The 22,592-nt window shown below is 67.8% G+C and carries 20 protein-coding genes; 2 read left to right on the top strand and 18 right to left on the bottom strand.

Features of this window, described 5'->3' with window-relative positions; genetic code table 11:
* Positions 1-10 precede the first annotated feature (10 nt).
* Together AB7E83_RS10855 and AB7E83_RS10850 are read left to right on the top strand one after the other, a co-directional pair.
* Entirely contained in the window at positions 11-1,369 is a 1,359-nt protein-coding gene (locus tag AB7E83_RS10855; protein WP_428568981.1) for a Fic family protein, read from the top strand.
* A gap of 89 nt (positions 1,370-1,458) precedes the next feature.
* Complete coding sequence (locus AB7E83_RS10850) at positions 1,459-2,925, top strand: hypothetical protein (RefSeq protein ID WP_428568977.1); 1,467 nt, start codon at positions 1,459-1,461, stop codon at positions 2,923-2,925.
* Between the two features lie 53 nt (positions 2,926-2,978).
* Here AB7E83_RS10850 and AB7E83_RS10845 read toward each other — a convergent pair whose 3' ends face one another.
* The 18 genes from AB7E83_RS10845 to hrcA all read right to left on the bottom strand — a co-directional run bounded on the left by AB7E83_RS10845 (position 2,979) and on the right by hrcA (position 22,532).
* Entirely contained in the window at positions 2,979-3,155 is a 177-nt protein-coding gene (locus AB7E83_RS10845) for a hypothetical protein (RefSeq protein WP_428568975.1), read from the bottom strand.
* Between the two features lie 5 nt (positions 3,156-3,160).
* A complete protein-coding gene (lpxC, locus tag AB7E83_RS10840; protein ID WP_428568972.1) occupies positions 3,161-4,084 on the bottom strand; it encodes a UDP-3-O-acyl-N-acetylglucosamine deacetylase in 924 nt (307 codons plus the stop codon).
* 112 nt (positions 4,085-4,196) lie between these two features.
* Positions 4,197-5,450 carry a cell division protein FtsZ gene (gene ftsZ, locus AB7E83_RS10835; protein WP_428568968.1) on the bottom strand — a complete coding sequence of 418 codons (1,254 nt, stop codon included), beginning with the start codon at positions 5,448-5,450 and terminating at the stop codon, positions 4,197-4,199.
* Between the two features lie 131 nt (positions 5,451-5,581).
* Positions 5,582-6,811, bottom strand: a complete 1,230-nt coding sequence (gene ftsA / locus AB7E83_RS10830) for a cell division protein FtsA (protein WP_428568965.1) — start codon at positions 6,809-6,811, stop codon at positions 5,582-5,584.
* A gap of 20 nt (positions 6,812-6,831) precedes the next feature.
* A complete protein-coding gene (locus AB7E83_RS10825) occupies positions 6,832-7,623 on the bottom strand; it encodes a cell division protein FtsQ/DivIB (RefSeq protein WP_428568962.1) in 792 nt (263 codons plus the stop codon).
* Positions 7,620-8,597, bottom strand: a complete 978-nt coding sequence (locus tag AB7E83_RS10820) for a D-alanine--D-alanine ligase (RefSeq protein WP_428569110.1) — start codon at positions 8,595-8,597, stop codon at positions 7,620-7,622. Before AB7E83_RS10820 ends, AB7E83_RS10825 begins: the two co-directional genes overlap by 4 nt.
* Before the next feature lie 29 nt (positions 8,598-8,626).
* Entirely contained in the window at positions 8,627-10,042 is a 1,416-nt protein-coding gene (murC, locus tag AB7E83_RS10815; RefSeq protein ID WP_428568959.1) for a UDP-N-acetylmuramate--L-alanine ligase, read from the bottom strand.
* Positions 10,039-11,109 carry an undecaprenyldiphospho-muramoylpentapeptide beta-N-acetylglucosaminyltransferase gene (murG, locus tag AB7E83_RS10810; RefSeq protein WP_428568956.1) on the bottom strand — a complete coding sequence of 357 codons (1,071 nt, stop codon included), beginning with the start codon at positions 11,107-11,109 and terminating at the stop codon, positions 10,039-10,041. Before murG ends, murC begins: the two co-directional genes overlap by 4 nt.
* Positions 11,106-12,332, bottom strand: a complete 1,227-nt coding sequence (gene ftsW, locus AB7E83_RS10805; protein WP_428568953.1) for a putative lipid II flippase FtsW — start codon at positions 12,330-12,332, stop codon at positions 11,106-11,108. The genes murG and ftsW overlap by 4 nt, the downstream gene beginning before the upstream one ends.
* Positions 12,329-13,861, bottom strand: coding sequence for a UDP-N-acetylmuramoyl-L-alanine--D-glutamate ligase (gene murD / locus AB7E83_RS10800; protein WP_428568950.1), 1,533 nt, complete (start codon positions 13,859-13,861; stop codon positions 12,329-12,331). The genes ftsW and murD overlap by 4 nt, the downstream gene beginning before the upstream one ends.
* Positions 13,858-15,036: a phospho-N-acetylmuramoyl-pentapeptide-transferase gene (mraY, locus tag AB7E83_RS10795; RefSeq protein ID WP_428568947.1), complete on the bottom strand. Its 1,179-nt coding sequence runs from the start codon at positions 15,034-15,036 to the stop codon at positions 13,858-13,860. The genes murD and mraY overlap by 4 nt, the downstream gene beginning before the upstream one ends.
* Complete coding sequence (locus tag AB7E83_RS10790; RefSeq protein ID WP_428568944.1) at positions 15,033-16,418, bottom strand: UDP-N-acetylmuramoyl-tripeptide--D-alanyl-D-alanine ligase; 1,386 nt, start codon at positions 16,416-16,418, stop codon at positions 15,033-15,035. Before AB7E83_RS10790 ends, mraY begins: the two co-directional genes overlap by 4 nt.
* Positions 16,415-17,866, bottom strand: a complete 1,452-nt coding sequence (locus tag AB7E83_RS10785; RefSeq protein WP_428568941.1) for a UDP-N-acetylmuramoyl-L-alanyl-D-glutamate--2,6-diaminopimelate ligase — start codon at positions 17,864-17,866, stop codon at positions 16,415-16,417. Before AB7E83_RS10785 ends, AB7E83_RS10790 begins: the two co-directional genes overlap by 4 nt.
* A complete protein-coding gene (locus tag AB7E83_RS10780) occupies positions 17,866-19,605 on the bottom strand; it encodes a peptidoglycan D,D-transpeptidase FtsI family protein (RefSeq protein WP_428568938.1) in 1,740 nt (579 codons plus the stop codon). The genes AB7E83_RS10785 and AB7E83_RS10780 overlap by 1 nt, the downstream gene beginning before the upstream one ends.
* A complete protein-coding gene (gene ftsL, locus AB7E83_RS10775; RefSeq protein ID WP_428568936.1) occupies positions 19,602-19,874 on the bottom strand; it encodes a cell division protein FtsL in 273 nt (90 codons plus the stop codon). The genes AB7E83_RS10780 and ftsL overlap by 4 nt, the downstream gene beginning before the upstream one ends.
* The gene (gene rsmH, locus AB7E83_RS10770) at positions 19,871-20,782 is read right to left on the bottom strand and encodes a 16S rRNA (cytosine(1402)-N(4))-methyltransferase RsmH (RefSeq protein WP_428568934.1); all 912 of its coding nucleotides are present in this window, start codon (positions 20,780-20,782) and stop codon (positions 19,871-19,873) included. Before rsmH ends, ftsL begins: the two co-directional genes overlap by 4 nt.
* Positions 20,783-20,791: 9 nt before the next feature.
* Positions 20,792-21,220, bottom strand: a complete 429-nt coding sequence (gene mraZ, locus AB7E83_RS10765; protein WP_428568931.1) for a division/cell wall cluster transcriptional repressor MraZ — start codon at positions 21,218-21,220, stop codon at positions 20,792-20,794.
* A gap of 301 nt (positions 21,221-21,521) precedes the next feature.
* Positions 21,522-22,532 carry a heat-inducible transcriptional repressor HrcA gene (gene hrcA / locus AB7E83_RS10760; RefSeq protein WP_428568929.1) on the bottom strand — a complete coding sequence of 337 codons (1,011 nt, stop codon included), beginning with the start codon at positions 22,530-22,532 and terminating at the stop codon, positions 21,522-21,524.
* Positions 22,533-22,592: the final 60 nt, after the last annotated feature.

Below are 22,592 nucleotides of genomic sequence, written 5' to 3'. Positions count from 1 at the left end.
TAGTCTTGAAATGGTCCGGGACATTTCGGCATTCATCGCCGGCTATTGCAACGAGCGATTCGGCGACCAGTGGCACGTCGGGCCGGAGCAATCGCTCGCGATGCATTCGGGCGAGCGTTCGCTGCCCCTGCAGTTGCAGGTGTGGGCGCCGGCCGCGGGCAACCAGTCGCTGGGCCTGCCGCACGGAACCTCGCTTTTCCTGTACAAGTCGCCGCGGCTGCTGCCATCGCGTCCGAGTGAAGATGCGGATGGGCTGCGGCTCGTCGAACTGGAGAGCGCGCTCGTCGCCGCGGGGCCGGCATTCTTCACGCAGCAGCCGCTTGCGGCAACCATCGCCCTGCGGAGCCTGGGTGAAGGCAGCCACCTCGTCCGGACCCTGCTGGAGGGATCGCATTCGGTCGTCGCGGGGCGGCCTGCGGGCGCGCTTCGCGCGCTGGGCCGGCCCGAGGTCGCGGACGAGGTCGTGCAGACGATGCGGTCCGCCACCTACACCGTGAACGAGACCAACCCGTTCGAGCAGCCGGTGAATTCGATCCCCGGCGGGCGGCCCGAAAGCCCGTACGTGCAGCGCATCCGGCTGCTGTGGGCCGACATGCGCCAGGCCGTCATCGACACGCTCCCTGCGCCGACCAGAGGGCGGCGAAGCGCCTCGAGAACGCTGGCCGACGTCGAGGCCCGCTACGTCACCGACGCGTATCACTCCCTGTCGATCGAGGGCTACCGCGTGACGCCGCAACTCGTCGAGCAGGTCCGCCAGGGCCAATGGAACCCGGACGGCGACGACCAGGGTGCGCGCGACGCGATGGCGGCCCGCGGGTACTTCGAGGCGCACAACGCGGTGAAAGACTCGGTGAGCCGCATCCTTGAAGGAATGGAGCCCGGCGAAGAGCTGAGGAAGTCGCACGGCGCGTGGTATCGCGCGCTCTTCGCGCCCAGCGTACAGGCTGGCGTGCTGCGGCCGCAAGACCTGGCGGGGTACCGCAACGACCAGGTCTTCATTCGCGAAGCATTGCACGTCCCGCTCTCGAAGGAGGCCGTCCGCGAAACGATGCCGGTCTTGTTCGAACTCATTTCGAACGAGGCGCATCCCGCGGCACGGGCCGTGCTCGGCCACTTCCTCTTCGTCTACATCCATCCCTACATGGACGGCAACGGCCGGCTCGGGCGGTTCGTGATGAACGCGCTCCTGGTGACCTCGGGTTATCCGTGGACCGTCATTCCCGTGGAACAGCGCAAAGCCTACATGAGCGCGCTGGAGCAGGCGAGCACGCATCGCAACATCGTGCCGTTGGCGAAGTTCATTGGCGGGCTGGTTGCGCAACAGAGAAAACAACCGTTGGCCCGTCCGTCCTCCCCGCGAGGCGCCTGACACCGGACGGGTGACCGAGACGAACATCTGGCGCACATCTTGTTCGCTTCGCCATAGAGTTCTTCGACCGCACAACGGAAGGATGACTCATGATTGTTCAATCTGCACTGACCATGCTCGCGACCACAGCAGCACGCGGTGACGACTCCCCACTCGATGTCCGGACCTGGCTGCAGAGGGGTATCGAGTACATCCGCGATGACCTCGCCCAGCTGACCCATGAAGCGGGCATGCGCCCCTTGCTCCATGCGTTCTCCGCGCGGCTTCAGTACATGGAAAGGCTCGCCGACCAGCTGCCGTCGGGCGCCGCGGGCCATTCGGCGCTCACACGCGCAATCAAACGAAACTGCGATTCCATGTTTTTGAGGCTGAACCTGCACGATCCGAAGCAATCCAGACTGATTCTTGCCATCGAAAAGTACCTGTACCAGCACCTTCGCCGATTGGCACCCGATGCGCGCGCTGCGGCCCCGATCGACCGGAGCCTTGCAGAAGCCGCGGACGCCCTGGAGTTTGCGATGTACTACGGACTGTCGAGTCAGGAGGCCCCCATCAAGCATGCGACCTCTATCGACTTGGCCTTGAAGGAGCTCTGCGGCGCCCTCGCTGCCGGTCCGAATGATGTCGAGGAGTCGCAGGCTGCCCAGGTCGCCATGTCGATGGCGACCGACATGCTTGAAAGCGTGCGAAGTGCCGCGCAGAGATCGCTTCTCGATTCAGCCGTTCACCGCAACATCGATTTCCGGTTGGCCGCCAGCGAGGTGGAAACGGCCGCCGAGCCATTGTTCCTCCAATTCGCAAAACGCCTGGATCGCACCCCGGAGGACATGAGGGCCTCTGTCGAGTCAGAAAGGAGCGAACTGCAATCGGCTCTCTCCGACATGCGGCGTATCGCCGACGGCGCGGTTTCGGGATGGACCGATGTTCACTGTGCCACAGCTCGCTCGTTCAAGCATGCATGCCGACTCATCGCAGATTTGTTCGAGAACGGAGCGCATCGGCCGGCGAGTTCGGCACTTGTGAATCGAATAGCAGCAACACTTCATTCATTGGGAGCCGACGCGTACTCTAGCAGCAAATGCCAATTCGTCCCGGGCGTCCCACCCAGCCGCCGGACCGGCGATACCATGCAGTATGACGCGCCGATCCTCGAGTGCGCGCTGCGCATTCTCAGCTTGTACAGAGACCTGGCCGGTGATGTGTCTTCGTTGCGCAGCGCCATCACGGAATTGATCGAAACGCTGTGGCAAATGCCTCCGGGGGGCCATGACCGCGAATCACCGACGAGAGCGGCTCTCGCGAAATCAGTCAACAACGTTCAGGAAGCGTACCTCCGTGTCATTGAGGCCAAACCGAATGGGTGGCCCTCGGTGTTGTCGAATGCCCATGCCATCGCAGGTCTGGCGCTGACGATGAGCGACCTGCTGAGGAACAACGCGCAGATCGTCATCCCCGGAAGCGCCGACCATCCTTTGCCACAGCAAGCGGCCGCTGACGAGGCCGCCGCAGACCGGTACCCGGTTTCGGAGCGAAACCCTTGCTGCGCCATCAGCTAGCGAGCCGATCCGCAACTGCACCCCGGCGCAAGGTAGCGCTGCCGCAGCGCTGCCTACGCCAGGCGCTCGAGAATCAACACCGCAAAGAACCCCAGCGCCGCGAGCACCGTCCACTTCAGAACCACGAGCCCCCACTTCTTGTAGCGCCCCTGCCCCGTCGTCGCATAGAACGCGAAGCACACGCCCGATGCGAGCAGCAGGAAGAAGATGAGCCAGCGAAAGAGGAGCATGCCGGCTACCAGGCCCGCGCGACCTGCGCGAATCCCGCCGGCGCCTTCTTCTCGTCTTCGAAGGTGACGGTTTCGAACGCGTCCGGCTGCGCGAGCAGCGCGCGCAGCAGCTTGTTGTTCAGCGCATGGCCGGAGCGGAAGGCGCTGTAGCTCGCCAGCAGCGGCTTGCCCAGCAGGTACAGGTCGCCCATCGCGTCGAGGATCTTGTGCTTGACCAGTTCGTCGTCGTAGCGCAAGCCGTCGGCATTGAGCACGCGGTAGTCGTCCATCACGACCGCATTGTCGAGGCCGCCGCCCAGGCTCAGGCCGTTGGCGCGCATCATCTCGACGTCTTTCGTGAAGCCGAAGGTGCGCGCGCGGGCGATGTCGCGCGAATAGTTGCCGAGGCCCAGGTCGAACTCGAAGCGCTGGCCCGTGGCATCCACCACGCGGTGCGCGAACTGGATCTCGAAGCTGAGCTTGTAGCCGTGATACGGCTCCAGCCGCGCCCACTTCACGTTGTCGCCCTCGCCTTCGCGGATCTCGACCGGCTTCGTCACGCGCACGAAACGGCGCGGCGCGTTCTGCATCACCACGCCCGCGCTCTGCAGCAAAAACACGAACGACGAGGACGAACCGTCGAGGATGGGCACCTCTTCGGCCGTGATGTCGACGTAGAGATTGTCGATAGCCAGGCCCGCGCAGGCGGACATGAGATGTTCGACGGTGAGAACCTTCGCGCCGCCGTTGGAAATGGTCGAGGCGAGGCGCGTGTCGGTCACCGCTTGCACGGACACGGGGATTTCGACGGGAATGGACAGATCGACGCGGCGGAACACGATGCCCGTGTCGGGCTGGGCCGGCCGCAGCGTGAGCTCGACGCGCTGGCCGCTGTGCAGCCCCACGCCCACCGCCTTGGTGAGGGTCTTGAGGGTCCGTTGGCGCAGCATGGGAGGATTTTACGGACTGGGCAAGGGCATTGATTTCCCGGGGGTAAATCCCCCGAGGCCACAAAAAAAGCGGCGCCCCGAAGGACGCCGCTTTTCGATGGGCGCCAGCCCGTCAGTCCGCCTGCTTGCGCAGGAACGCCGGGATCTCGAAGTCGTCCATGCCGCCCGAGGACAGCGCGTCGACCTTCGCCGCCGCCTGCGTGCGATTGGTGCGCCAGACGCTGGGCACCGCCATCGTGCTGTAAGCCGGCTGCGGCTGAAGCCCCGACTGCATCTCGCGCGTGACGATCGCGCCGGGTCCGCCCACCGCGTTGTGGACCGTCGGCACGTCGAACGGCACGTTGTCGGTGCCGGTGCGCAGCACCTGCAGCGGGGGCGCGCGGCGGCCGGTGGCCTGGCCGTGCTGCTGGCGCGAAAGACCCGTGGCGACAACCGTCACGCGGACCTGGTCGCCCAGCGCGTCGTCGTAGGCCGTGCCGTAGATCACGTGCGCATCGGGCGACGCATACGCGCGGATCGTGTTCATCGCGAGCTTGGATTCGCTCAGCTTGAGCGAGCCCTTGGCGGCGGTGATCAGCACCAGCACGCCCTTGGCGCCCGACAGGTCGATGCCTTCGAGCAGCGGGCAGGCCACCGCCTGCTCCGCGGCGATGCGCGCACGGTCCGGTCCCGACGACAGCGCCGTGCCCATCATGGCCTTGCCCGGCTCGCCCATCACGGTGCGGACGTCTTCGAAGTCGACGTTCACATGGCCCGGCACGTTGATGATCTCGGCGATGCCGCCCACGGCGTTCTTCAGCACGTCGTTCGCGTGCGCGAACGCTTCGTCCTGCGAGATGTCGTCGCCCAGCACCTCGAGCAGCTTCTCGTTGAGCACCACGATCAGCGAATCGACGTTCGCCTCGAGCTCCGCGAGGCCCTGGTCCGCATTGGTCATGCGGCGGCCGCCTTCCCAGTCGAACGGCTTGGTGACCACGCCGACGGTGAGGATGCCCATTTCCTTCGCGATGCGCGCGATCACCGGCGCGGCGCCCGTGCCCGTGCCGCCGCCCATGCCGGCGGTGATGAACAGCATGTGCGCGCCGTCGATGGCGCTGCGGATGTTGTCTTCCGCGGCGCATGCGGCTTCGCGGCCTTTGTCGGGCTTGCTGCCCGCGCCGAGGCCGGAGCCGCCCAGCTGGATCTGCCGGTGCGCCGCGCTGCGCGCGAGCGCCTGCGCGTCCGTGTTCGCGCAGACGAACTCCACGCCCTGCACGCCCCGCTCGATCATGTGCTGCACGGCGTTGCCGCCGCCGCCGCCGACGCCGATCACCTTGATCTGCGTGCCCTGGTGAAACTCTTCCACTTCAATCATCTCGATGCTCATTTCGCTCTCCTGAATTCGGTTGCAGTTGCCATGCCTGTCGTTGTTGATGCGATAACGCTAGAACGGTGGATCGGTGCACCGACATCGCTCCTTTCTGCAATGGGGAGGCGGCTGGGACAAGGTGGGCATCTTCAGAAGTTCCCCACGATGAAGTCCTTGAAGCGGCCGAAGGCGTTTTTCACGCTGCCGTGCTTCTGCGCGACCTTGTGGCCGCGGATGCGGGCCAGGCGCGCTTCCTCGAGCAGTCCCATGACCGTGGCCGCGCGAGGCTGCGCCACCATGTCCGAAAGGGCGCCCGTGTATTTGGGGATGCCGCGCCGCACGGGCTTCAGGAAGATGTCCTCGCCCAGCTCGATCATTCCCGGCATCACCGCGCTGCCGCCCGTGAGGACGATGCCCGAGGACAGGACCTCTTCGTAGCCCGACTCGCGGATGACCTGCTGCACGAGCGAGAAAATCTCCTCGACGCGCGGCTCGATCACGCCGGCGAGCGCCTGCTTCGACAGCATGCGCGGGCCGCGGTCGCCGAGTCCCGGCACTTCCACCTGCTGGTCGGCGTCGGCGAGCAACTGCTTCGCGAAGCCCGACTCCACCTTGATGTCCTCGGCGTCCTTCGTGGGCGTGCGAAGCGCCATCGCGATGTCGCTCGTGATCAGGTCGCCCGCGATGGGAATCACCGCCGTGTGCCGGATCGCGCCGCCGGTGAAGATCGCGACGTCGGTCGTGCCCGCGCCGACGTCGACGAGCGCCACGCCGAGTTCCTTCTCGTCGTCGGTCAGCACCGCGCCGCTGGAGGCGAGCGGGTTCAGCATCAGCTGCTCCACTTCCAGCCCGCAGCGCCGCACGCACTTGACGATGTTCTCCGCCGCGCTCTGCGCGCCGGTGACGATATGCACCTTCGCCTCGAGCCGGATGCCGCTCATGCCGATGGGCTCCTTCACGTCCTGCCCGTCGATCACGAATTCCTGCGGCTCGACGAGCAGCAGGCGCTGGTCGGTCGAGATGTTGATGGCGCGCGCCGTCTCCACCACGCGCGCGACGTCGGCGGGCGTCACCTCGCGGTCCTTCACCGCGACCATGCCGCTGGAGTTGATGCCGCGGATGTGGCTGCCGGTGATGCCGGTGTACACGCGCGAGATCTTGCAGTCGGCCATCAGCTCGGCCTCCTTGAGCGCCTGCTGGATGCTCTGCACCGTGGCGTCGATGTTCACCACCACGCCGCGCTTCAGCCCGTTGGACGGCGACACGCCCAACCCGGCGAGCTTCAGCTCGCCGCCGGGCATCACTTCGGCCACGACCGCCATCACCTTGGCGGTCCCTATGTCGAGGCCGACCACGAGGTCCTTGTAGTCTTTTGCCATGCCGTCTCTTCTCCGTCCTTCTATTTCTTCGCCGGCTGCTCGGCCGCCGTGGTCACGCCACGCAGCCGCACCGCATAGCCGTCCGCATGCCGCAGGTCCGCCGCCACCAGCGCCTCGGGGCGCCGCCCGTACTTCGCCGTCACCTGCGTGAGCGTCTGCGCGAAGCGCTGGCTGCGCGCCAGCACCTCCTCGTTCGTCCCCCGTCCGAGCTCGATCACCGCGCCGGTGTCCAGCTTCGCGGACCAGCTCCCCCGATTCGACAGCGCGAACTCCTCCACGCTCAGGTCGTGCGGCTCGAACAGCGGCGCGACCGCGCGGTACATCGCGAGCACCTGCGCCGACTGGCCTTCCGGACCCGACAGGCGCGGCAGGCTCTCCTGCTGCGCATCGCCGACGTTCGCCTCGAACACCTCGCCGAAGCTGTTGACGAGTCGCGACTCGCTCTCCGCGCCCCATAGCGCCACGGCCTGGTGCTCCTGCAACTGCACACGCAGGCGATTCGGAAACTGCCGCCGCACCACGGCGTGGCGAACCCACGGAACCGACTCGAACGCCTCGCGCGCGCGCTTGAGGTCGAGCGTGAAGAAGTTACCCGCGAGGCGCGGCGCCACGTTCGCACGCAGCGTCGCGGGGCTGTTGTGAACCGTGTCGCCCTCGATGCGGATCGCGTGGATCGCGAAGACCGGGTGCCGCAGCATCCACCCGCCGAGCGCCGCGAGCAGCGCCACGCCGAAGGCGAGGAACAGCACCGTGGCGGTGAAGTTCATCAGCCTGACGTCGACGGGCGTGGCGGGCAGCGCGGCGGAGTTCATGCCTGCACGATCTCCTGGTCGAGGGCGGCCGCCGCGAGCAGCCGCAGGCACAGGTCCTCGTAGCCGATGCCGGCGGCGCGCGCGGACATCGGCACGAGCGAGTGGCCGGTCATGCCGGGCGAGGTGTTGATCTCGAGCAGCGAGGGCTGGCGCGTCTTCGCGTCGATCATCACGTCGATGCGGCCCCAGCCGCGGCAGCCGAGCACGCGATATGCCTTCACCACGAGTTCCTGGATCGCGGCCTCCTCGCCTTCGGGCAGGCCGCAGGGCACGAGGTACTTGGTGTCGTCGGTGAAGTACTTGTTCTGGTAGTCGTAGTTGCCTTCGGGCGCGACGATGCGGATGACCGGCAAGGCACGCGCATCGGCGCCGGTGCCGAGCACGGGGCACGTCACTTCGTCGCCCGCGACGAACTGCTCGCACAGCACATCGGCATCGAGCGCGGCGGCGGCGTCCACCGCGGCCTGCATGTCCGCTGCGTTCTGGACCTTCGCCACGCCGATGGAGGAGCCTTCGCGGGCGGGCTTCACGATCACCGGCAGGCCGAGGTCGTCGACGACCCGGGCGACGTCCTCGCGCGTGTACGCGCCGCGCTGCAGCAAGGTGTACTTCGGCGTCGGGATGCCCTCGGCCATCCACACGCGCTTGGTCATCACCTTGTCGATGGAGATCGCGGACGCCATGACGCCCGATCCCGTGTACGGAATCCCCAGCAGCTCCAGCGCGCCCTGCACCGTGCCGTCTTCGCCGAAGCGGCCATGCAGCGCGATGAAGCAGCGCTTGAAGCCCTTGCGCTTCAGCTCGACGAGGTCGCGTTCGGCGGGGTCGTACGCATGCGCGTCGACACCCTTGGCCTGCAGCGCCTTCAGGACGCCGCTGCCGGACATGAGCGAGACCTCGCGCTCGGCGGATTTGCCGCCCATGAGCACCGCGACCTTGCCGAAATCGTGAGTCCCCGCGCCCTGGGACGGCACGGCGGCGCTCGCATCGTTCCTGCCGGCGTTCACTTCGCCCCTCCCAATTGCTCGAGGAGCTTGCCCGGCACCGCGCCGATGGAGCCCGCGCCCATGCACATCACGACGTCGCCGTCCTTCGCCGTTTCGATCACGGCCTGCGGCATGCCCGCGATGTCGCCGACGAACACGGGCTCGACCCGGCCGCCCACGCGCAGCGCGCGCGCGAGCGAGCGGCCGTCCGCCGCCACGATCGGTTCCTCGCCCGCCGCATAGACTTCGGACAGCAGCACCGCGTCGGCCTGGCCGAGCACCTGCACGAAGTCCTCGAAGCAATCGCGCGTGCGCGTGTAGCGGTGCGGCTGGAACGCGAGCACGATGCGCTGGCCGGGGAAGGCGCCGCGCGCCGCCTTGAGCGTCGCGTCGACTTCCTTCGGATGGTGGCCGTAGTCCTCGATCACCGTGAACTTGCCGCCGCCGTTCGCGCCGCGCACGGGCAGCTCGCCGTAGCTCTGGAACCGGCGGCCGACGCCCTTGAACTCGGCGAGCGCCTTGACCACCGCATCGTCGGGCACGTTCAGCTCCACCGCGATGGCAATCGCCGCGAGCGAGTTCAGCACGTTGTGCATGCCGACGAGGTTGAGCCGCACCGCCAGGTCGGGCAGCGTGACGCCGTTGCGCCGCTGCACGGTGAAATGCATCTGCGGACCCACCGCGCGGACGTCGACGGCGCGCACCTGCGCATCGTCGCTCAGGCCGTAGCTCGTGACCGGGCACTGCACCTCGGGGAGGATCGAGCGCACGGCCTCGTCGTCGATGCACAGGATCGCGGTGCCGTAGAACGGCATGCGGTGCAGGAAGTCGACGAATGCCTTCTTCAGATTGTTGAAGTCGTGGCCGTAGGTCTCCATGTGGTCGGCGTCGATGTTCGTCACCGTCGCCATGACCGGCAGGAGATTGAGGAAGGACGCATCGCTCTCGTCCGCCTCGACCACGATGTAGTCGCCGGCGCCCAGCCGCGCGTTCGCGCCCGCGCTGTTGAGCTTTCCGCCGATGACGAAGGTCGGGTCGAGCCCGCCTTCGGCCAGCACGCTCGCAACGAGGCTCGTCGTCGTCGTCTTGCCGTGCGTGCCGGCGATGGCGATGCCCCGCTTCAGGCGCATCAGCTCCGCGAGCATGGTGGCGCGCGGCACGATGGGGATCTTGCGCTTGCGCGCGGCGATCACTTCCGGGTTGTCCTGCTGCACGGCGGTCGACGTGACGACCGCATCGGCGCCGATCACCTGGCTCGCCGCATGGCCGACATAGGTCTGGATGCCGAGCCCGCGCAGGCGCGCGAGCGTGGCGCTGTCGGCCTGGTCGGAGCCGGAGATCAGGTAGCCGAGGTTGCGCAACACTTCGGCGATGCCCGACATGCCGGCGCCGCCGATGCCGACGAAATGAATGTGCTTGATCGCGTGTTTCATGCTTTGACCAATTCTTCGCACGAGGCGACGATCTGTTCCGTGGCGTCCGTCTTCTGCATCTTCTTCGCGGCCGCGGCGCGCTGCAGCAGCACGGTGCGGTCCATGTCGCTCAGGAGGTCGGCGAGCTTCTGCGGCGTCAGATCGCGCTGCGGCGCGAGCCACCCGCCGCCGGCATCGACGATGAATTTCGCGTTGGCCGTCTGGTGGTCGTCCACGGCGAACGGGAACGGAACGTAGATCGCGGGCGCGCCGACGGCGGCGAGCTCGGTCACCGTGCTCGCGCCCGCGCGGCAGATCACCAGATCGGCTTCGCAAAACGCATCGGCCGTGTCGTTGATGAAGGGCGTGAGTTCGGCCTGCACGCCCGCCTTCGCGTAGTTCGCGCGCAGCTCGTCGATCTGCTTGGCGCCGCTTTGATGCAGCACGAAGGGGCGCAGCGACAGCGGCATCAGTGCGAGCGCCTGTGGCACGATCTCGTTGAGCGCCTTCGCGCCGAGGGAGCCGCCGACCACGAGCATCTTCAGCCGCCCGGTGCGTCCGTCGTACCGCTGCTCGGGCGCGCTCTGGCGCAGGAACTCCGCACGCAGCGGATTGCCGACCCAGCGGCCCTTCTTGAAGACGCCGGGGAAAGCGGTGAACACGCGGTCGGCCACGCCCGCGAGAATCCGGTTGGCCATGCCGGCGACGGAGTTCTGCTCGTGCAGCACGAGGGGCTTGCCCAGCAGCACGCTCATCATCCCGGCGGGAAAGGTGATGTAGCCGCCCAGGCCGATGACCACCTGCGGCTGCACGCGCCGGATGACCTGCACGCTTTGCCAGAACGCGCGCAACAGGCGCAGCGGAAGCAAGGCGAGCGTGACGAGTCCCTTGCCGCGCACGCCCGAGAAGTCGAGCGCCTCGTAGGCGAAGCCACGCGGCGGCACGAGCTGGGCCTCCATCGTTTGCGGCCCGCCGCCGAGCCAATGCACGCGCCAGCCGCGCTCGCGCAGCGCTTCTGCGACCGCGAGCCCGGGGAAGATGTGCCCTCCGGTACCGCCTGCCATGACCAGTGCAACTCGTTCGGTCATGCCCGCCCTCCCCGCATCAGCACGCGGTTCTCGTAATCGATCCGCAGCACCACCGCAATCGCGACCACGTTCATCAGCACGGCGGAGCCGCCATAGCTCATGAGCGGCAGCGTGAGCCCCTTGGTCGGCAGCGCGCCCAGGTTCACGCCCATGTTGATGAAGGCCTGGAAGCCGATCCAGATGCCGACGCCCTGCGCGACGAGACCCGCGAACACGCGGTCGAGCGCGATCGCCTGGCGGCCGATGTGCATGATCCGCCGCGTCATCCAGAGGAACAGCGCGATGAGCGTGACGACGCCGACGAGGCCGAATTCCTCGCCGATCACCGCCAGCAGGAAGTCGGTGTGCGCCTCGGGCAGCCAGTGCAGCTTCTCGACGCTGCCGCCGAGGCCGACGCCGAAGACCTCGCCGCGGCCGATGGCGATGAGCGAGTGCGACAGCTGGTAGCCCTTGCCGAGCGCGTGCTTCTCGCTCCACGGATCGAGGTAGGCGAAGATGCGCTCGCGCCGCCACTCGGACAGCGCGATCATGAGCGTGAACGCGATCACCATCACCGCGGCGATGAGGAAGAACATGCGCGCGTTGACACCGCCCAGGAACAGGATGCCCATCGCGATGACCGCGATGACCATGAAGGCGCCCATGTCGGGCTCGGCGAGCAGCAGCACGCCCACGACGGCGACGGCCGCCGCCATCGGCAGCACGGCGCGGAAGAAGCGCTCCTTCACATCCATCTTGCGGACCATGTAGTCCGCCGCGTAGAGCAGCACCGCGAACTTCGCGAGCTCCGACGGCTGGAAGCTGATGACGCCCAGGCCGATCCAGCGCCGCGCGCCGTTCACGCCCTTGCCCACGTGCGGCACCAGGACCACCATGAGAAGGACGAGCGAGATCACGAAGAGCCACGGCGCGTAGCGCTCCCACGTGGCGACCGGCACCTGGAACGCGAGCATGCCCGCGACGAAGGCGAGCACGAGGAAGAGCGCGTGCCGCGTGAGGAAGTAGTCGTTGGAGTAGCGGGAGAACTTGGGGTTGTCGGGCAGCGCGACGGACGCCGAATAGACCATCACGAGGCCCCAGGCGAGCAAGGCGACGGTGACCCAGACGAGCGCCTGGTCGACGATGGATTTGTCGCCGCGCACGCGATCGGTCTTCCATGGCGGCGCGCCGTCGCGATGGAAAGGATTCCGGGCCCAGCCGGCGATGGCGGCAACGAGGCTCATGCCGTGTCCCCCCCGAGCATCGCGCCCGCCTCGTCCGCGATGCCTTCGACGGCGGCGCGGAACACCTTCGCGCGCTCCTCGTAGTTGCGGAACATGTCGAAGCTCGCGCAGGCCGGCGACATCAGCACCGCGTCGCCCGCATGCGCGCGCTGCGTGGCCAGGCGCACGGCTTCGTCCATCGTCGCGGCATCGAGCAGCGTGACGCCGGCGGACTCCAGCGCAGCGCGGATCAGCGGCGCGTCGCGGCCGATCAGCACGGCCGCGCGCGCGAAACGCGAGACCGGCGACGCGAGCGGCGCGAAGTCCTGCCCCTTGCCGTCGCCGCCGAGGATGACGACCAGCCTGCGGTCCGCGCCGAGGCCCTGCAGCGCCGCGACAGTCGCGCCGACGTTCGTGCCCTTGCTGTCGTCGAAGTACTCGATGTCGTGGACGATGCCCACGGGCTCGACGCGATGCGGCTCGCCGCGGTATTCGCGCAGGCCGTACAGCATGGGCGCGAGCGCGCACCCGGCGGCGGTGGCGAGCGCGAGCGCCGCCAGGGCGTTGACGGCGTTGTGCCGGCCGCGAATGCGCAGCGCATCGGCCGGCATCAGGCGCTGGATGTGGATTTCTTCGTCCTCGTCCCAGCCGGCGCCGGGCCGTGATTTCTTCCTCTGCGTTTCGTCCGCCTCGTGCGCGCGCACGAGCCATGCCATGCCATGCACGACTTCGATGCCGAAGTCGCCGGGCCGCTGCGGCATGTCGCCGCCAAAGGTGACGTACGGCCGCTGTTCCATTTTTCCGCCCTTCAGCCGCACGGCCGCAGGCAGCATCCCCATCACGACCGGGTCTTCGCGATTGAGCACCATGTGCCCGGTCTCGCCGAAGACGCGCGCCTTCGCGGCGGCATAGGCGTCCATGTCGCCATGCCAGTCCAGATGGTCCTGGGAGATGTTCAGGACGGTTGCCGCCGTCGGCTCGAAGTTGTCCGCGCCGTCGAGCTGAAAGCTGGAGAGCTCGAGCACCCACACCTGGGGCAGCTCCTCTCCGTCGGCGAGCCTGCGCTCCAGCGTCTCGAGCAGCGTGGGGCCGATGTTGCCGGCGATGGCCACGCTGCGTCCCGCGCGCTCGACCAGTTGCCCGGTGAGCGAGGTCACCGTCGTCTTGCCGTTCGTGCCCGTGATCGCGATCACCGCGGGCGCGTAGCCCCGCTCCTCGCGCAGCATCGCGAGCGTCTGCGCGAAGACACCGAGCTCGCCGCGCACGCGGATGCCGGCGGCCTGCGCCGCATTCACGACCGGCGCGACCTGCGCCGGCGAAAGACCGGGGCTGCGCAGCACGAGGTTGACGTCCTGCCCTTCGATCAGCGACGCGGCCAGCGCGCCGCTCACGAACGCCGCCGACGGCACCTGCGCCCGCAGGTCGCCGAGCTGCGGCGGTGCCTCGCGCGAGTCGGCCACGGTCACGCGCGCGCCCTGGTTCGCGCACCAGCGCGCCATGGCGAGCCCCGAGAGGCCGCAACCGAGGACGAGGACGTGATGGCCGGTCATCGAAGTTTCAACGTGGAGAGGCCGACCAGGCACAGCAGCATGGTGATGATCCAGAACCGGACCACGACCTGCGTTTCCTTCCACCCGGTCTTCTCGAAGTGGTGGTGCAGCGGCGCCATCTTCAGGATGCGCCGGCCCTCGCCGTATTTCCTCTTCGTGTACTTGAAGTAGACGACCTGCGCCATCACCGAGATCGCCTCGACGACGAAGATGCCGCCCATGATGGCGAGCACGATCTCCTGCCGCACGATCACCGCGATGGTGCCCAGCGCGCCGCCGAGCGCCAGCGCGCCGACGTCGCCCATGAAGACCTGGGCGGGATGCGTGTTGAACCACAGGAACGCGAGGCCCGCGCCGGCCATCGCCGCGCAGAAGACGAGCAGCTCGCCGGCGCCGGGGATATAGGGCAGCAGCAGGTAGCGGGAGAACACGGAACTGCCGGTGACGTAGGCGAAGACGCCCAGCGCGGAGCCGACCATCACGACGGGCATGATCGCGAGGCCGTCGAGGCCGTCGGTGAGATTCACCGCGTTGCTCGACCCGACGATGACCAGGTAGCTCAGGATGACGAAGCCGAACACGCCGAGCGGGTAGCTGATCTCCTTGAAGAAGGGCACGAGCAGGCCCGCCTTCGGCGGCAGGTTGACGTCGAAGCCCGACACGACCCACTTGAAGAAGAGGTCGATCACGCGCAGGTTCGAGCTCTCGGAGATGCTGAACACGAGGTACACCGCGGCGAGCAGGCCGATCAGCGACTGCCAGAAATACTTCTCGCGCGAACGCATGCCCTCCGGGTCCTTGTTGACGACCTTGCGCCAGTCGTCCACCCAGCCGATCGCGCCGAAACCGAGCGTAACGATCAGCACGATCCACACGAAGCGGTTGCTCCAGTCGAACCACAGCAGCGTGGCGATGGCGATCGACAGCAGGATGAGCACCCCGCCCATGGTGGGCGTGCCGCTCTTGCTCAGGTGCGACTCCATGCCGTAGCCGCGCACCGGCTGGCCGATCTTGAGCGAAGTGAGGCGGCGGATGACCCACGGGCCGAAGATCAGGCCGATGAGCAAGGCGGTCATCGCCGCCATCACCGCACGGAAGGTGAGGTACTGGAAGACGCGCAGGAAACCCATGCCGGGGACGTTGGCCTGCAGCCAGGTGGCGAGCCAGATGATCATGAGGTTCCTCGGGTGTTGCCCTGGGGGGCGGCGGCCGCGACGGCCGCGATGGCGTCGACCACCCGTTCCATCTTCATGAAGCGCGAGCCCTTCACGAGCACGCTGGCCGCGGTGGCCAGTTGCGCGAGCACGGCGGCGACGAGTCCGTCGATGTCGTCGAAGTGGCGTCCGCCCATGCCGCGCGCCTGGTCGCCGAGCGTGAACAGATGCTCGATGCCGCGCTCGCGCGCATAGTCGCCGACTTCGGCGTGGAATTCGGGGCCCTGCGTGCCGACCTCGCCCATGTCCCCGAGCACGATCACGCGCGGGCCCGGCAGTTCGGCGAGCACGTCGATGGCGGCGCGCACCGAGTCGGGATTCGCGTTGTAGGTGTCGTCGACGAGCGTCAGCACGCGGCCGCCTCCGAGGTCCACGGCCAGCGCGCGCGAGCGGCCCTTGACCGGCTCGAAACTCTCCAGCCCCCGTGTGATGGCCTCGGGCGGCACGCCCGCCGCGAGCGTGCAGGCGGCGGCCGCGAGCGAGTTGCGCACGTTGTGGCGGCCGGCGATATGGAGTCGGTAAGCCAGCGGTCCGGCAGGCGTTTCCGCCCGCACGTTCCAGTGCCCCTCTTGCCATTCAGTCCCGGCCAGAACGATGTCGGCACCGGCGTCGCCGAACGTGAGGCACTTGCGCCCCGCGGCCAGCGCGCGCCAGAGCGCCGTGAATTCCTCGTTCGCGGGGAACACCGCCGTGCCCTGCGCGTCGAGCGCCTGCAGCACGCATCCGTTCTCCCGCGCGACGGCCTCGACCGTCGCCATGAACTCCTGGTGTTCGCGCTGCGCGTTGTTGACGAGCGCGACCGTGGGCCTGGCGATGCCGGCCAGGTAGCCGATCTCGCCCGGATGGTTCATGCCGAGCTCCAGCACGCCGACGCGGTCGGCGGGCTTCAGCCGCATCAGCGTGAGCGGCAGCCCGATGTCGTTGTTGAAGTTGCCCTGGGTCGCAAGGTGCTCGCCAGGCGCCCACGCGCGCAGGATCGAGGCGATCATCTGCGTGACCGTGGTCTTGCCGTTGCTGCCGGTGACGGCGATCAGCGGCAGCGAGAACTGCGCGCGCCACGCGGCGGCGAGCTGGCCGAGCGCAAGCTTGCTGTCGTCGACCTCGAGCCCGGCGAAGCCTTCGGGAATGCGGCCGCGATGCGCGAGGGCTGCCGCGGCGCCCAACGCCTTCGCATCGGCGAGGAAGTCGTTGGCGTCGAAGCGTTCGCCCCGGATCGCGACGAACAGGTCGCCGGCCTGCAGCGTGCGGGTGTCGCTGTGAACGCGGGCGATGACGGTCGAGGGGTCGCCATGCAGCGTAGCGCCGGGCAACCACGCCTGCGCCTGAAGGAGCGTGAAGCTCATTGGCGCGCCTCCAGCGCCGCCTGCGCGCGTTCCTTGTCCGAAAACGGATGCTTCACGCCCGCGATTTCCTGGTAATCCTCGTGGCCCTTGCCGGCGACCAGGACGACGTCCTGCGCGCCAGCGGCGGACAGCGTCTCTGCGATGGCACGGCCGCGGTCAGCCTCCACCTGCACGCAGCGGTGATGCGAAAGTCCCAGCAGGATCTGGCTGATGATGGCCTCGGGCTTCTCGCTGCGCGGGTTGTCGCTGGTGACCACGACACGGTCGGCATTCTTCTCCGCCACCGCCGCCATGAGCGGACGTTTCGTCGCGTCGCGGTCGCCGCCGCAGCCGAACACGCACCAGAGCTGCCCGCCGCGCTGCTGCGCGAGCGGACGCAGCGCCTGCAGCGCCTTGTCGAGCGCATCGGGCGTGTGCGCGTAGTCGATGGCGACGACGGGGCCGCCCTCCGCGCCGAGGCGGTCCATGCGGCCCGGCACCGGCAGCAGTTCGCGGCATGCATCGACGGCTTCGCGCAGCGGCACGCCGTGCGCGCGCAGCGCGCCGATCACGCCCAGCAGGTTCGACACGTTGTACTGGCCGATCAGGCGCGTCTGCAGCGCATGCCGCTCCGCGCCTTCGGCGATGGTGAACGCGAGCCCTTCGTTGCCGTAGCCGATGTCCAGCGCGCGCAGCCGCGCGTCGCGCATGCACGAGAGCGTCCACACGTCGAGCTTCGTCGCCTCGAGCGCGGAAGCGAGCTCGACGCCCTTCTCGTCGTCGACGTTCACGACGGCCGCTCGCAGCCCGGGCCAGCGGAAGAGCGCGAGCTTCGCCTGCCAGTACGCCTCCATGCTGCCGTGGTAGTCGAGATGGTCCTGCGTGAAATTGGTGAAGATCGCCACCGGAATGCGCGTGCCGTCGAGCCGGCGCTCGACGATGCCGATGGACGAGGCTTCGATCGCGCACGCCTTCAGCCCGTCCTTCGCGAACCGGTCGAACTGGCCCTGCAGCAGCACCGGGTCCGGCGTGGTGAGGCCCGTGAACTCGATGTCGGGCGGCGTCCCCGTGCCCAGCGTGCCGATGACGCCGCCGCGCAGCGCCTGCGCGAGCCACCATGCGGTGGTGGTCTTGCCGTTCGTGCCGGTGACGGCGAAGACGTCGATGCGCTCGCTCGGCCGGCCGAAGAATTCCGCGGCGATGGGGCCGGTCGCGGCCTTCAGTCCGCGGTACGAAGCGACGGCGTCGTCCGCGAACCCGTAGGCCTCGGCGCCCTCGGCTTCCACGAGCACGGCCCGTGCGCCCTGGCGCAGCGCATCGGGCACGAACTTGCGGCCGTCGACCGCGGCGCCGGGCCACGCGATGAAGCCGTCGCCCGCGCCCACCTTGCGGCTGTCGCACCAGAGCGTGCCCGCGATCCGCGCCTGCAGCCACTCGGCCGCGTCCCGGGGGTTGGAGAACTCGCGCATCAGAACGACTCCTCCACGGCCTGCACCATGATCTGCGGCTTCACGTTCATGTCGGGCTGCACGCCCAGGATGCGCAGCGTCTGCTGCACCGTGGCGCTGAACACGGGCGCGGCGACGTCGCCGCCGAAGTAGCGGCCGGCGCTGGGCTCGTCGATCATCACGGCGACGACGATGCGCGGCTTCTCGACCGGCGCGAGTCCGACGAAGAAGCCGCGGTACTTCTTGTCCGCATACCCCTTGCCTTCCTGCTTGTGCGCCGTGCCGGTCTTGCCGCCGACCGAATAGCCCATGGCCTGCGCCTTCGGCGCGGTGCCGCCCGCCTGCGTGGCGAGGTGCAGCATGTGGCGCACCGACTTCGCGGTCTGCGGCTGCAGCACGCGCACGCCCGCGGCCGTGCCCTGCGTCTTCAGCAGCGTGACGGGCACCAGCTCGCCGTCGCGCGCGAACACGCTGTAGGCGCGCGCGAGCTGGAACATGCTCGCGGACAGGCCGTAGCCGTAGCTCATCGTGGCCTGCTCGATGGGACGCCACGTCTTGGGCGGACGCAGCTTGCCGCTCACGATGCCGGGGAAGGGCAGCTGCGGCCGCTGGCCGAAGCCGACCTGCGTGTACAGGTCCCACATCTCGCGCGGCTGCATCTGCATGGCCATCTTCACCGTGCCGACGTTGCTCGACTTCTGGATGATCTGTTCGACGGTGAGCAGTCCGTAGGCATGCGCGTCGCCGATGGTCGAGCCGCCGATGGTGAGGCGCCCCGGCGCGGTCTGGATCTGGGTGTCGGGCCGGACCATGCCCTTGTCCAGCGCCAGCGCGGCGATGAAGGGCTTCATGGTCGAGCCCGGCTCGAACGTGTCGGTGAGCGCGCGATTGCGCAGCTGCGCGCCGGTCAGGTTCTGCCGACGGTTCGGCACGTAGCTCGGGTAGTTGGCGAGCGCGAGCACCTCGCCGGTCTCGACGTCGAGCACGACGACGCTGCCGGCCTTCGCCCGGTGCTCCATGACCGCGTCGCGCAGCTTCTGGTAGGCGAAGAACTGCACCTTCGAGTCGATGGACAGCTGCAGGTCGTGCCCATCGACGGGCGGCTGCGTCTCGCCCACGCCCTCGACGATGCGCCCGAGCCGGTCCTTGATGACGCGGCGCGATCCCGCGCGGCCGGCGAGGTCCTTGTCGAACGCGAGCTCCACGCCTTCCTGGCCGCGGTCCTCGACGTTGGTGAAGCCGACCACGTGCGCGGCCGCCTCGCCTTCGGGGTACTGGCGCTTGTATTCCTTGCGCTCGTAGATGCCCTTGACGCCGAGCGCCGCGATCTGCCGGGCCACGGGTTCGTCCACCTGGCGCTTCAGCCAGACAAAGGTTTTGTCTTCGTCGGCGAGTTTTTTGCGCAGCTCGGGCAGGGGCAGCTCGAGCAGCTTCGCGAGTTGCGCGAGCTGCCCGTCGTCCGCGTCGACGTCCTCCGGGATCGCCCAGATGCTGGGCGCGGGCACGGTGGTGGCGAGCAGAAGGCCGTTGCGGTCCAGAATGCGGCCGCGATTGGCCGGCAGTTCGAGCGTGCGCGCGAAGCGCACTTCGCCCTGCTTGCGGAAGAAGTCGTTGCCGACGACCTGGATCCAGGTCGAGCGGGCGGCGAGCCCGACGAAGCCGATGGCGATGGCCGCCACGATGAACTTGCTGCGCCACACGGGCGTGCGGCTCGCGAGCAGCGGGCTGGAGGTGTAGACGACGGAGCGGCTGTTCTTCACGATGCGCCCTTCGGCGTCACGTACTGCGTAATGCCCGGGGTGGCCGCGCGCATCTGCAGCTGTTCGCGCGCGACCTTCTCCACGCGGCCCGGCGTGGCCTGCGCGCGGCGCTCGACCTGCAGCCGTTCGCGGTCGACGTCGATGCGCCGCGACTCGGCCTGCGCCTTCTCGATCTCGGTATAGAGCCGGCGCGACTCGTACTGCACGCGCACGAGATAGAGCGCGCTGGCGACGACGGCGACGAGCAGCACGAGGTTCAGGCGCGTCATGCCTCGGTCCTTTCGGCCACGCGCATGATCGCGCTGCGCGAGCGCGGATTGCCCGCGACCTCGGCCGGCGTCGGCCGCACGCGGTCGAGCGCCTTCAGCTTCATGGGCTTCGGCGGCGCGAAGGGCGCGCGGCGGTCGAACACCTCGCGCGAATGCTTCACGACGAACTGCTTCACGATGCGGTCTTCCAGCGAATGGAAGCTGATCGTCACGAGGCGGCCAGCGGGTTCGAGAATGCGCACGCTGGCCTCTAGCGCCTGTTGCAGCTCTTCAAGCTCGGCGTTGACGAAAATCCGAAGAGCCTGAAATGTGCGCGTTGCAGGGTCCTGGCCCGGCTCGCGGGTTTTGACCGCACGAGCCACGAGCTCGGCCAGTTCGCGGGTGGTTGCAAGAGCGCCCCGTTCCTGTCGGCGAGCATCAATCGCCTTTGCAATCGGAAGAGCAAACCGTTCTTCGCCATAGTCACGGATCACCTCCGCCATCTGCGCCACCGGGGCGGTGGCCAGCCATTGCGCCGCGCTCTCGCCGCGCGTGGGATCCATGCGCATGTCGAGCGGGCCGTCGTTGCGAAACGAGAAACCGCGCGCCGGGTTGTCGATCTGCGGCGAACTCACGCCCAGGTCCATCAGCACGCCGGCCACGGAGGCGGGCGGCAACTCGCCGATCGCGCTGAAGCCCTCGTGCCGGATCGAAAAACGCGGGTCGTCGATGCGGCCCGCCTCGGCGATCGCATCGGGGTCCTTGTCGAACGCGATCAGCCGGCCAAGCGGTCCGAGCTTCTCGAGCAGCAGGCGCGAATGCCCGCCCCGGCCGAACGTCGCGTCGACATAGGTTGCGTCCGGCTTGATGCGAAGAGCTGCTACTGCTTCGTTCAACAAGACGGTGGTGTGTTGCCATGTGCCGTCCACCGCCCGCTTTCAAAAAGAGAATTCCCTGAAGACGTCGGGCATCTCTCCGGCCATGGCTTCCGCCTCCTTGGCCTCGTAGGTCGCCTTGTCCCAGAGTTCGAAGTGATTGCCCATGCCCAGCAGCATGGTTTCCTTGCCGATCCCCGTGGCCGCGCGCAACTCGGGCGAGACGAGGACGCGGCCGGTCGAATCGAGCTCCACGTCCATCGCGTTGCCCAGGAGAATTCTCTTCCACCACTGGGCGCCCATGGGTAACGCGGCGATACGCTCTCGAAACTTTTCCCACTCGGGGCGCGGAAAAATCATGAGGCAGCCGTGCGGGTGGCGCGTGATCGTGAGCTGGCCGGCCGCGGTCGCGCCCAGCACTTCGCGATGCCGGGTGGGCATGGACAGCCGCCCCTTGGCATCGAGACTCAGCGACGACGCGCCCTGGAACACTTGAGTTAGCCCTTGCTCGTTCGGAAATGCAGAAAGGGAAAGCGACCACCACTTTCCCCCACTTCATTGCACTTTTTTGCACTGTATCAGGACTGGCCGCGGAAGCAAGTAAACGCGTGGCTCGTTTGTGCAATGAAATCAAGGACTTACGGCATATTTCTCAGATGAGCTGGGGCAAAAATCCTTGCAAAGCAAGCACTTACGCTGAGCTTTGAAGGTGATGCATGAGAGTTACTCGTCCGATCTGCGGACGTTGGGCGCAGCCTGCGGGGCTGTCGCGAGCTCGAGACCGGCTGTGGCGCTACCGGTTGTGACTCAACGCATTACCCACCAGCTTCGCCGTGATGTCCACGATCTGGATCATCCGGTCGTAGGGCATGCGCGTGGGCCCGATCACGCCGAGCGTGCCGACCACCTGCCCGTCCACCACGTACGGCGAACTGACCACGGACAGCTCCTCGAAGGGCACGATCTGGCTTTCGCCGCCGATGAAGATGCGCACGCCCTCCGCCTGGCTCGACACTTCGAGCAGGCGCATCAGCTGCGTTTTCTGCTCGAACAGTTCGAAGGCGTGCCGCAGGTTCTTCATGTCGCTCGCGAAATCGGTGACCGAGAGCAGGTTGCGCTCGCCGGAGATCACCACCTCGTCCTGGTCCTGCGCCATCGCCTCGGTGCCGGCGTCGACCGCCGTGCGCATCAGGGTGGCGATCTCGGCCTGCAGCGTTTCCACCTCGCTCTTCAGGCGCGAGCGCACCTCCTCGATCGTGAGGCCGGCGTAGTGCGCGTTGAGATAGTTCGCGGCCTCGGCGAGCTGAGACTGGGTGTAGTCGGCCGCGGTGTGGACCACGCGGTTCTGCACGTCGCCTTCGGGCGAGACGATGATGACGAGAAAGCGGCGCTCGGACAGCCTCAGGAATTCGATGTGCCGGAACACCGAGCTGCGCCTCGGCGCGACGACGACGCCCACGAACTGCGACATGTTCGACAACAGCTGAGCTGCGTGCGCGATCACCCGCTGAGGTTGATCGTGCGGCAGGCTCGGCGCGGGCGCGGACAGGTCGTCCCGCCGGGCGGTGAGCATGGTGTCCACGAAGAGCCGGTAGCCGCGCGCGGTCGGGATGCGGCCCGCCGAGGTGTGCGGACTCGCGACGAGGCCCAGTTCCTCGAGGTCGGACATCACGTTGCGGATGGTCGCGGGCGACAACTCGAGCCCGGAGGCGCGCGACAGCGTGCGCGATCCCACGGGCTGCCCCTCCGCGATGTAGCGCTCGATCAGGGCTTTCAACAACAGCTTGGCACGTTCGTCGAGCATCTTGGCCTGCCTGCTATGAGGCTGCGTCGATTCTAAGCGGTGAGACGCGGGGAATCGACC

Origin of the sequence: Ramlibacter sp., assembly GCF_050250995.1 — a bacterium.
GTDB lineage: Bacteria > Pseudomonadota > Gammaproteobacteria > Burkholderiales > Burkholderiaceae_C > Ramlibacter.
The sequence above is the reverse complement of the archived record's forward strand: the minus strand, read 5'-3'. Positions and strand labels throughout refer to the sequence as shown.

Bases quoted from the DNA above. Each gene is read 5' to 3' on its own strand.
- AB7E83_RS10855 (WP_428568981.1), top strand. From the start codon at position 11: ATGGTCCGGGACATTTCGGCATTCATCGCCGGCTATTGCAACGAGCGA.
- AB7E83_RS10850 (WP_428568977.1), top strand. From the start codon at position 1,459: ATGATTGTTCAATCTGCACTGACCATGCTCGCGACCACAGCAGCACGC.
- AB7E83_RS10845 (WP_428568975.1), bottom strand. From the start codon at position 3,155: ATGCTCCTCTTTCGCTGGCTCATCTTCTTCCTGCTGCTCGCATCGGGC.
- lpxC (WP_428568972.1), bottom strand. From the start codon at position 4,084: ATGCTGCGCCAACGGACCCTCAAGACCCTCACCAAGGCGGTGGGCGTG.
- ftsZ (WP_428568968.1), bottom strand. From the start codon at position 5,450: ATGAGCATCGAGATGATTGAAGTGGAAGAGTTTCACCAGGGCACGCAG.
- ftsA (WP_428568965.1), bottom strand. From the start codon at position 6,811: ATGGCAAAAGACTACAAGGACCTCGTGGTCGGCCTCGACATAGGGACC.
- AB7E83_RS10825 (WP_428568962.1), bottom strand. From the start codon at position 7,623: ATGAACTCCGCCGCGCTGCCCGCCACGCCCGTCGACGTCAGGCTGATG.
- murC (WP_428568959.1), bottom strand. From the start codon at position 10,042: ATGAAACACGCGATCAAGCACATTCATTTCGTCGGCATCGGCGGCGCC.
- murG (WP_428568956.1), bottom strand. From the start codon at position 11,109: ATGACCGAACGAGTTGCACTGGTCATGGCAGGCGGTACCGGAGGGCAC.
- ftsW (WP_428568953.1), bottom strand. From the start codon at position 12,332: ATGAGCCTCGTTGCCGCCATCGCCGGCTGGGCCCGGAATCCTTTCCAT.
- murD (WP_428568950.1), bottom strand. From the start codon at position 13,861: ATGACCGGCCATCACGTCCTCGTCCTCGGTTGCGGCCTCTCGGGGCTC.
- mraY (WP_428568947.1), bottom strand. From the start codon at position 15,036: ATGATCATCTGGCTCGCCACCTGGCTGCAGGCCAACGTCCCCGGCATG.
- AB7E83_RS10790 (WP_428568944.1), bottom strand. From the start codon at position 16,418: ATGAGCTTCACGCTCCTTCAGGCGCAGGCGTGGTTGCCCGGCGCTACG.
- AB7E83_RS10785 (WP_428568941.1), bottom strand. From the start codon at position 17,866: ATGCGCGAGTTCTCCAACCCCCGGGACGCGGCCGAGTGGCTGCAGGCG.
- ftsL (WP_428568936.1), bottom strand. From the start codon at position 19,874: ATGACGCGCCTGAACCTCGTGCTGCTCGTCGCCGTCGTCGCCAGCGCG.
- hrcA (WP_428568929.1), bottom strand. From the start codon at position 22,532: ATGCTCGACGAACGTGCCAAGCTGTTGTTGAAAGCCCTGATCGAGCGC.